The 10,243-nt window shown below is 44.0% G+C and carries 9 protein-coding genes; 8 read left to right on the forward strand and 1 reads right to left on the reverse strand.

Annotated elements, in window-relative coordinates:
* The first annotated feature begins 184 nt into the window (after positions 1–184).
* From thiC to L2703_RS14340, 8 genes are all read left to right on the forward strand, one after another.
* Positions 185–2,152, forward strand: a complete 1,968-nt coding sequence (thiC, locus tag L2703_RS14305; protein WP_248971755.1) for a phosphomethylpyrimidine synthase ThiC — start codon at positions 185–187, stop codon at positions 2,150–2,152.
* On the forward strand, positions 2,152–3,801 hold the full coding sequence (gene thiE / locus L2703_RS14310; RefSeq protein ID WP_248971796.1) for a thiamine phosphate synthase: 1,650 nt from the start codon (positions 2,152–2,154) through the stop codon (positions 3,799–3,801). Before thiC ends, thiE begins: the two co-directional genes overlap by 1 nt.
* The gene (locus L2703_RS14315) at positions 3,789–4,592 is read left to right on the forward strand and encodes a HesA/MoeB/ThiF family protein (RefSeq protein WP_248971756.1); all 804 of its coding nucleotides are present in this window, start codon (positions 3,789–3,791) and stop codon (positions 4,590–4,592) included. Before thiE ends, L2703_RS14315 begins: the two co-directional genes overlap by 13 nt.
* Positions 4,582–4,809, forward strand: coding sequence for a sulfur carrier protein ThiS (thiS, locus tag L2703_RS14320; protein WP_248971757.1), 228 nt, complete (start codon positions 4,582–4,584; stop codon positions 4,807–4,809). The genes L2703_RS14315 and thiS overlap by 11 nt, the downstream gene beginning before the upstream one ends.
* Before the next feature lie 2 nt (positions 4,810–4,811).
* Entirely contained in the window at positions 4,812–5,582 is a 771-nt protein-coding gene (locus L2703_RS14325; RefSeq protein WP_248971758.1) for a thiazole synthase, read from the forward strand.
* Positions 5,579–6,700 (forward strand): 2-iminoacetate synthase ThiH, encoded by a 1,122-nt coding sequence (gene thiH / locus L2703_RS14330; RefSeq protein WP_248971759.1) that lies wholly within the window; start codon positions 5,579–5,581, stop codon positions 6,698–6,700. Before L2703_RS14325 ends, thiH begins: the two co-directional genes overlap by 4 nt.
* 331 nt (positions 6,701–7,031) lie before the next feature.
* Positions 7,032–7,316 carry a chemotaxis protein gene (locus L2703_RS14335; RefSeq protein ID WP_248971760.1) on the forward strand — a complete coding sequence of 95 codons (285 nt, stop codon included), beginning with the start codon at positions 7,032–7,034 and terminating at the stop codon, positions 7,314–7,316.
* Between the two features lie 164 nt (positions 7,317–7,480).
* Entirely contained in the window at positions 7,481–8,704 is a 1,224-nt protein-coding gene (locus L2703_RS14340; protein ID WP_248971761.1) for a putative metalloprotease CJM1_0395 family protein, read from the forward strand.
* Positions 8,705–9,244: 540 nt separating this feature from the next.
* Here L2703_RS14340 and L2703_RS14345 read toward each other — a convergent pair.
* Positions 9,245–10,138, reverse strand: a complete 894-nt coding sequence (locus L2703_RS14345) for a LysR family transcriptional regulator (RefSeq protein ID WP_248971762.1) — start codon at positions 10,136–10,138, stop codon at positions 9,245–9,247.
* Positions 10,139–10,243 lie beyond the last annotated feature (105 nt).

Genomic DNA, 10,243 nt, shown 5'->3' on the forward strand with positions numbered 1-10,243 from the left:
GATGTCATTTTAACCTTGTTATTGACCGTATTGTTGTATCCCTTGATATAACAGCGTTGTTTGATAATGGTTAACCTACAGTCGCATAAACCATGATTAACATAAGCCCCAGGTGATAATGGGTTTATGGCTTCTCAACACCTCTCCAGACAAGCAACTCTACTCTTAAAAAATGAGGTTGCTAATGTCAAATTCAAACCGCCGTCAAACTCGAGCAGATGCTCAACAATTTATTGATACTCTCACACCACTGCAACACCCTAATTCCGAGAAAGTGTATTTAACAGGCAGCCGTGATGATTTACTCGTAGGCATGCGCAGGATCTATCAATCGAGCACCAGAATTGGTGGTAGTGATGAATCCCCAGTGATGCAAACAAACCCTGCAATTATGGTCTATGACTGTGCAGGGGCTTATTCAGATCCTAAGGCAGATATTGATGTACGTCGCGGATTAGCCAAGTTGCGTCAGCACTGGATTAATGAACGCCAAGATACCGAGCAGCTCAGTCATGCCAGCTCTCAATTTACCCAACAACGCTTAGCTGATGATGGTTTGGATCATTTACGTTTTGATGGATTAACTGCCCCAATTCGTGCCAAAGCCGGTAAACGTGTTACCCAAATGCATTATGCTCGACAAGGCATTATTACCCCTGAAATGGAATATATTGCCATTCGTGAAAATATGGCGCGCAGTGAAGTTAACGACAAGGTGTTAACACAAAAAGCCGCTGGAGAAGCGTTTGGCGCACAAATTGGGGCGTTAATCACACCTGAGTTTGTCCGTGATGAAGTCGCCAGAGGCCGAGCGATTATCCCGCTGAACATTAATCACCCCGAAGCCGAACCTATGATCATCGGGCGTAATTTTTTAGTAAAAGTGAATGCCAATATTGGCAATTCTGCTGTGACATCATCGATTGAAGAAGAAGTAGAAAAGTTAGTGTGGTCAACCCGATGGGGGGCCGATACCGTTATGGATCTGTCAACAGGACGATACATTCATGAAACACGTGAGTGGATTATACGTAACTCACCTGTGCCCATTGGTACAGTACCTATCTATCAGGCCTTAGAAAAAGTTAACGGGGTTGCAGAAGATCTGAGCTGGGAAGTGTTTCGCGACACCTTAATTGAACAGGCTGAGCAAGGCGTCGATTATTTTACCATTCATGCAGGTGTGTTGCTGCGTTACGTGCCCATGACTGCAAATCGTTTAACGGGTATTGTTTCTCGCGGTGGTTCAATTATGGCCAAATGGTGTCTTAGCCACCACAAAGAGAGTTTTTTATACGAGCACTTTGAAGACATTTGCCAAATTTGTGCCCAATATGATGTGTCGCTCTCACTGGGTGATGGCATGAGGCCCGGCTCGATTGCCGATGCCAATGATGAGGCTCAATTTGCTGAGTTAGCCACACTCGGCGAGCTCGTAAAAGTGGCTTGGCGATATGATGTTCAGACCATAATCGAAGGTCCTGGGCATGTACCCATGCAGCTGATTAAAGTGAACATGGAAAAACAACTTGCCCACTGTGATGAGGCTCCTTTTTACACCTTAGGCCCTCAAACCACAGATATTGCACCGGGTTACGATCACTTTACCTCTGGTATCGGCGCCGCCATGATGGCGTGGTACGGAGTGGCCATGTTGTGTTATGTCACTCCAAAAGAACACTTAGGGCTACCAAATAAAGAAGATGTTAAACAGGGTCTTATCGCATATAAAATCGCAGCTCATGCTGCCGATGTCGCAAAAGGGCATCCTGGAGCGCAAATCCGTGATAACGCATTATCAAAAGCACGCTTCGAATTTCGTTGGGAAGACCAATATAACTTAGGATTAGACCCCGATACTGCACGGGCATACCATGACGAATCTTTACCCCAAGAGTCGGCTAAAGTGGCACACTTTTGTTCTATGTGTGGACCTAAATTTTGTTCGATGAAAATCACCCAAGAGGTTCGTGATTACGCAAAATCTTTAACCACCGGCGACACGATAACGTCAAATCAACACATTGAGTTAACCTCAGCCAGTGATTATCAAGCGATTGCGATGGCACAAAAGTCTGTTGAATTTAAAGCATCAGGCTCTGCTATTTATCATCCGGTTTCCACTTCTGATGCAAAAGAAGGAGTGGCATGATGGGACGGCTACAATGTATCAAAACCTTGGAACGTCAACCCATAGTATGGACTATTGCGGGGTCTGACAGTGGTGGCGGGGCGGGTATTCAAGCAGATTTGTTGACAATGAAAGATTTAGATTGTCATGGCTGTAGTGTGATTACGAGTATTACAGCACAAAATTCAGTGGCGGTTGAGCTAGTTGAACCTGTGTCAGAGCACATGTTAATCAGTCAACTTGATGCGCTATGGAGCGACTTACCGCCGCGAGCCATTAAAATTGGGCTCTTAGTGAGTCAACAGCAAGTCAATTGTGTTGCCAAGTGGCTGACTAATTTGGCTCAGCAAGACCTGCTACCTTTTGTGGTACTCGATCCTGTCATGGTGGCGAGTAGCGGTCATGGGTTTGGCCAATGTTCAATCGACTTTAAGCCAATGGCGGGGTTAATGAGTTTATTGACACCAAATCAACACGAACTTAGCCATTTATGTGCAAACTTGTTGTTGAGCCGCCAGCAAGATACGTCGCCGGTAAATGATGAACACACCATGGCCAGTGCGGCAACATGGCTGGCAAATGAATATCAGTGTCATGTGGTTGCCAAAGGTGGCGATGCGCGTTGGCAACAGCAAGATGCAATAGACATGTATGTCACTCAAAAGGTCGCCAATGCCAGTGATATTCATAATCATCGTGTCTTTAAGCTATCTAGCCCAAGAGTGAATACCCAAGATAATCATGGTAGTGGCTGCACATTTTCTGCCGCCATTGCGTGCTTTATTGCGCATCAATTTGTCCTTCATGACGCGATAGTGATGGCCAAAGCGTATGTTAACAATGGATTAACCAATAGTTATCAAGTCGGTCAAGGCCCTGGTGTGTTAGCTCGTACTGGCTGGCCAGACACCTTAGCATTTATGCCAACTATTACGCCTGTTGGTACTGTGCATCCTAGTCATTGTCAAACAAGGTTTAAACCTATACTCAGTCCATTGGGTGTTTACCCGGTATTAGACTCACTTTCACAATTAATTGCAGTATTAAACGCAGGATGTAAAACACTTCAATTTAGAGTGAAAGTTGATCCACCACTGAGTCCACTTCAGACACAAGCATTAGAACAATCGATTATTGATGCCATTGCAATAGGGCGAGATTTTAATGCGCAGTTATTCATTAATGATCATTGGCAGTTGGCCATTAAACACGGCGCTTTTGGTGTTCATTTAGGACAAGAAGATCTTAGCTGTGCCGATTTAAATGCAATTGCAAATGCTGGGCTTGCATTGGGTATTTCGAGTCATGGTTGTTTTGAAGCATTGTTGGCACATCAATATTCACCTTCTTATATTGCCCTTGGTCATATTTACCCCACTAGCACTAAGCAAATGCCCTCAGCACCACAAGGGCTCATTAAACTGGCACATTATGTGACGTTATTGGGTGAGCATTATCCCACAGTGGCGATAGGAGGGATTGATAGTGATCGTCTTGAACTTGTGGCCAGTACCGGGGTTGCAGATGTGGCCGTTGTGAGGGCCATTACTGAAGCACCCGATCCCGCATTGTCATATCGATTATTACATCAACGCTGGTTACAGCTAACTCGCAAGCGAGCCATGGCTCAGTGTTTACCATTTTCTTCGGAGTCATTATGCAGCGCTTAACCGACAGAGAATATTTACTTTATTCACGTACTATGTTGCTTAACGATATTGGTGAAGCAGGGCAACTGGCCATTTTAAACAGCAGTGTGGTCATTATTGGCATGGGGGGCTTGGGGCAATTAGTGGCGCAATATCTTGCTGCGTCAGGTGTCAAACATCTTATTTTGGTTGACCATGATAATGTCGAGCTTTCTAACTTGCCCCGTCAATTACTTTATGTGAGCACTGATATTGGTAAAAATAAAGCGTCTGTGGCAAAGCGTACCTTGAGCCGAGTGCATTCTGACATCCATATTTGTGCGATCACGGAGCCATTTACCGAACATAGCCATCCGCAATTGGCGCAACTTATCACTCATAACACTGTGGTATTTGATTGCACAGACAATATCCCATCCCGTCATAGCATTAATGCATTTTGCGTTAACAAACGATTAACCTTGGTCAGCGCCGCTATTAGTGCATATCAAGGCCAATTATTCTGTCTCGATTTTGCTAATCAAGTCGACGGGGTAAACCATCAAGGTTGTTATCAGTGCTTGTACCCTTTAGATACCGATCTTGCTCAAACGTGCTCACAGCAAGGCGTGTTTGGGCCTGCCGTTGGGGTGATGGCGAGTATGCAAGCATTGTTTGGTTTACAACATATTTGCCGCACATTTGACAATTACGGCATATTGCTGCGATTTGATGCGTTATCACTGCACTGGTATCGAGCAAAAATGAGCCGTGATCCATTATGTAATGTATGTCAGCAACCTCATTTAAAGGCACAAAACGATGAGATCTAGTCACAATTCAACCACTATCAACGTCACAATAAACGGCAAAGCAGAATCCATTTTGAACAATATTACTGTTTCTGAGTTATTAATATTAAAAGAAATACCTCAGCAACATGTTGCTATTGTGGTTAACGATACTGTGGTGCCTCGTAGTCGTTGGAATAATATTGTTTGCCAACACAACGACAACATCAATGTGTTTTCTGCTGTGGCAGGAGGGTAGCCATGTTAACTATTTCAGGACATCAATTTACCTCGCGACTCTTTACTGGAACAGGTAAGTTTAGTCATCAAGACATTATGCTTTCAGCCATTGCTAGTTCAAAATCAGAACTGGTTACCTTGGCGATGAAGCGCATTGATTTACAAGCGGATCACGATAATTTGTTAGGGCCACTCAATAGTTTAGGCGTCAAGTTATTACCTAATACCGCAGGAGCGCGAAACGCGAATGAAGCCATATTTGCAGCACATTTAGCCTATGAAATGTTAGGCACTAAATGGATTAAATTAGAAATCCATCCCGATCCTAAATATCTTATGCCCGATCCCATAGAAACTTTGCTTGCCGCTAAGCAGCTGTGCCAAGAGGGCTTCATTGTGATGCCTTATGTCCATGCTGATCCTGTTTTATGTCGACGCCTTGAAGATGTTGGATGTGCTGCAGTGATGCCACTAGGAAGCCCAATTGGCAGTAATCAAGGCTTAGCAACAGAATCGTTTTTAAAAATAATCATCGAACAAGCACAGGTTCCAGTGGTCATTGACGCCGGGATTGGTACGCCATCACAAGCATGCAAAGCGATGGAGATGGGCGCCGATGCCGTACTGGTGAACACCGCCATTGCCACTAGTGCCCATCCAGAAAAAATGGCTCAATGCTTTGCACAGGCCGTGCACACGGGTCGACAAGCGTTTGAGGCTGGGTTGGGTAAAGTGAATCTGCATGCTCAGGCCAGTAGCCCACTGACAGGATTTTTGGAGCAGAGGCGATGAAAACATTTGCTGATGAGTTTGCAACGCTTAATATCGATGCCATGTCATTACGTATGTATGCAACAACAACTGAAGATGTTGAGCGTGCCTTACTCAATCCGACAGGGGATTTAACTAGCCTAATGGCATTATTGTCCCCAGCTGCAATGGCGTATTTAGAGCCAATGGCACAACAAGCTGCGGCGTTAACTCGGCAGCGATTTGGGGCAAATTTAGGCTTATTTATTCCTTTATATGTATCAAATTTATGTGCAAATGAATGTGATTATTGTGGCTTTAGCATGAGTAACAAGGTAAAGCGCAAAACCCTCAGTCTCGATGAATTAAACCAAGAAGTCGCAATCATAAAGCAGCGTGGATTTGATTCTGTGTTATTAGTGTCAGGTGAGCATGAAACCAAAGTCGGCCCCAGTTATTTTGAAGCCATCATGCCATACATTAAGGCGCAATTTAGTCATGTCGCCATCGAAATACAACCGCTTGAAACCCTTGATTATCAACGCCTGGCCAGGCTCGGCGTCGATGCCGTTATGGTTTACCAAGAAACCTATCGATCACATACCTATGCTAAACATCATACTCGAGGCAAAAAACAAGATTTTAATTATCGTTTAACCTCCGCAGATCGTATTGCCAATGCTGGCATTGATAAGATTGGATTAGGCGTACTGCTTGGGTTAGATGACTGGCGTATGGATGCACTGTTAATGGCACATCACCTAGATTACCTAGAAAAAACCTATTGGCGAACCCGATATAGTATTTCTTTGCCAAGATTGCGGCCCTGTACTGGCGGAATCACGCCTAAAGTTGAGCTAAGTGATGCCGGATTGGTGCAACTTATTTGTGCTTTTCGGTTGTTTAATCCTCAAGTTGAAATGAGCTTGTCGACACGTGAATTACCTAGCTTACGCGATAATTTATTACCACTTGGTATAACACACTTAAGCGCAGGAAGCTCTACTCAACCGGGGGGATACCACAATCCTAAAACGGAATTGGATCAATTTGATATCAATGATGAACGTACAGTAGAGCAAGTGGTTTCAGCACTTAAACTTCGCGGGTTTAATCCGTTATGGAAAGATTGGGAGATGGCTTGGATTAACGTGCCATAACGTTAATTTATCAACAGTATTTATTGAACAGATAACAGTAACATTGACTAGCGCTGTTTATGGTTTGCTCCAATTTTGGAGTAGACCATATACAGGTCATCATTAGCGCTAGCAAAGGGGCGGTAACAACTATAAAGAGATCTTGTTCACAATCGATTTTACTCAAAACCGACCCTCAATGTGTCAGGCATTGTATTAACAAGCTGGGTATTAGCCGGTGCGTCAGTTGCCGATAAGTTATTGTTGCTTAAAAACTGTACATTTTAACGGCTTTAGGCAATAATAAATTGCCTATATTTTTAAACTTATGATCTAATTCAGGAGCAAGATTATGCAAGTTCAATCAGCGTATGCATCAGGAATGCAGGGATTGCAAAATGCACAACAAGGCTTAGCACAAGCTACAACATCTGTTGCCGCAACGGATCAACAAAAGCCCGCAGTACCAACACAGACTCAAGATACTGTGACCTTAAGTGCGCAAGCTGTGGCACAAAGCGATCAAGCTTCGGCGCTGATTTCTGCGACAGAATCGCTTAATCAAGCGCAAGCATCTACCAAAGTCATTGAGACTGCTTCTGAGACTCTTGGTAGCCTGATTGATATTGAAGTGTAAACATGGATGCGGTTTTCCGCTCAGCAACCATGTCCACGATGAGTTCTGCTATGACTCAACGCGGAAGTGTTCTCACTTCCGCAAATCTGGCTTCCATAACGCCTACTTCCACAACTCTCGCTGCAATAAATAGTCCCAATCAAGGTTCTACGCCTCGAATTGCCTTGACGCTGCCGGCTCAGTTAACAAGTAACCAGCAATCCACAGCCCATTTTAACCTACCAGTGCAAGCAACGGAGTTAACAGTTGCTGAGCAGGATGTGGTTGCAAGCCCGGTTACTTCTACTCAGACGGGCACCGCAAGCTACAGTTTAAAACGTGGTCCGCTATCAATTTCTGCGGTATTGCAACAAACACCACCTTCGATTGCGACTAACGAGTCAAGCAGTGATACAAGTGGCTTAAATATTTCAACAAACAATGAGCACTCGCACATTGCTCCTTATTTATCAGAACAAAATCAAGCATCAGGATCAGGAGCTTCTGCAGCCGATGCATCTGCTCAGTCTGGTTCACCTATCGCACAACCTTTAACACCTGTTGAAGATACCTACGATCCATTTGCAGCATTAGAGCGTGACCCTGTGTCTGGTACAGGCCAATCGATAACAGAGCAAACGGACCACAAAGACGCTGGGCAAAATGATGCAGATGACGAGCAACAACAAGTAGATAAACAGATTGAGCAAAAACAGCAACAAATAGAGCTGGCTGAAGCTCAGCAAATTGCTGAATTAGCTAAGCGCGACATTGAAGTAAAAAACCACGAACAAGCGCATGCGGCTGTTGGCGGGAGTCTTGCACAAAGCCCACGTTATGAATATGAAAAAGGCCCAGATGGAAGGCGTTATGCCGTTGAAGGTGAAGTCAGTATTGATGTGTCGATTGTGTCTGGCGATCCCCAAGCAACTATCAATAAAATGCAGAAAGTGTATGCCGCGGCAATGGCGCCGGTACAACCTTCTATGGCTGATATCCGTGTTGCCGCTCAAGCGTTGCAAAATATTAATGAAGCCAAACAAGCCTTAACAGTACAACGTCAGCAGTCAATCATTAGCACTGAAGATAATGAACAATTGATTGCCTTAGGTAACCTATTTCAAGACACAGATAGCAGCGACCCATTATCACCGTTTATGAAAGATCCATCAGCATCTGAACACAATCAACTCGACGCCGCAGTGGTTACTGCTAGCCAATCGACACTGAGGGCAAACGATAGTGCAAATACGTCATTAAATGACACTAACCGCGCAGCGCTTAACTCAAACACTAGGTCATCTGTTAACCAAGATGAACGCCCTCCAATCCGTTACAACCCTTACCAAGCAACGCTTAATCGCAGTAGCAATCCGTCAGCGCTTCATGGAGTTGAGCTCTACGTGTAACAGAATTAATACCATTGCGTGTTAGTAAGTGATCTCTTTGCGAGAATTTAAAAGGGCTTAAACAAGGCGAATGACTGAATGAATAGTTATTCTCTTTCGAAGTCATGCAACGCAGTGTAAGCCCTTTTAAAACTCGCCACAAAGGAATGCCCCAGTCGGTTTTGCTTTACGTTCTCGCTATTTGAAAGGGAACAACCATTACTACATAACCTGAGCTCGGGATAAGGGATAAACTTATGCTATTTAAAATCAACATGTTACCCCTTCTCACTTTCAAGCTTGTCATTTGTTCTGCTAACAAGGCGAATTGACGTGTCAATAGCTAGCCTATTGTAAGTCGATTCAACGCAGTGAGCAGGGCAAAGGACTGTTTGAAAGGCATTTATTATCCCGAGCTCAGGTTACATAGCGACGCCTTAATCAAAAACCGCTGGACGCATTCACAGTGGTCACTTATTAATGCGCAATGGTATAACACCTAAAACCACGAATTCTGCTTTCTACTCACAGTCATATTGGCGCTAATGCATTAATGCAGGGTTAGATAGGCAGTTTGTGTTGCTGCAAAATGAGATTTTCAAGTAATTTTGACGCAGGACCCTGTTGATCGCGATTGGGTACGACTAAATTTAAAATGGCTTTACGTTGTGAGCAACCTCGAAGTTGTAAGCGGGTTAATTGATTGCTGCTCAGCTCTTGCTGCACGATAAAGCTAGGTATCCAGCAAAAACCAATATTTTTAGCCAAAATGGCTTTTGCTTCATGGAAATTCGAAACCGTCCACCTTTGTTCAGCCTTTAGCCAGCCATAATCAGTTGTCGATTTAACCCCAGTATCTTTGATAACAATTTGTAGATGCTGAGCAAGTTGTTTGTCATCTTCAATATAGTCGAGTTGAGCTAGTGGGTGGTCTGGGTGACACACTAGTTCGAATACCGATTCACATAATGGTTCAGCAATATGTCCTTTAGGGGGCGTTGCACAAATGGCGATATCTACCTGGTTATTTAAAATGAGTTCATGAGTGCCTGTGATCACTGAGTCGAGAATCGTGACTCGAGTACCACGGCTTTGAGGTAAAAATGAATTAAGGGCCTCAATAAGTGTATCAATTGGATAAATGATTTCACGTGCGATAGTTAAATTAGGCTCCCAACCTTGGCCTAAATTTGTCGCCAGTTGTTCAAGTTCATCTACAGACTGAGTCAGATGTCTTGAGCGGCGTAACAGTACTTCACCTTGTTCTGTAAGATAGGCTTTACGACCTTTGACCTCTAATAAATTGATACCCAACTGGTGCTGTAATTTTGCCACAGCATGATTAAGCGATGATTGGCTTTTATTGAGCTGTTCAGCGGCTTGTGCATAACCGCCAAAATCAACCACCGCTTGCACTATTCGCCATTGTTCTAGTGTTGATTTTGCTCGACTCATTGAGGCATCCTAGTGAAGTAATAGAATCCATATTTTGACATATAAAAAAGGCAAATGCAGTGCATTTGCCTTTGATTAACGCATTCTCTGTGGTTAACGTTTAAC

This window comes from Shewanella basaltis (genome assembly GCF_023283885.1).
GTDB classification, from domain to species: domain Bacteria; phylum Pseudomonadota; class Gammaproteobacteria; order Enterobacterales; family Shewanellaceae; genus Shewanella; species Shewanella basaltis.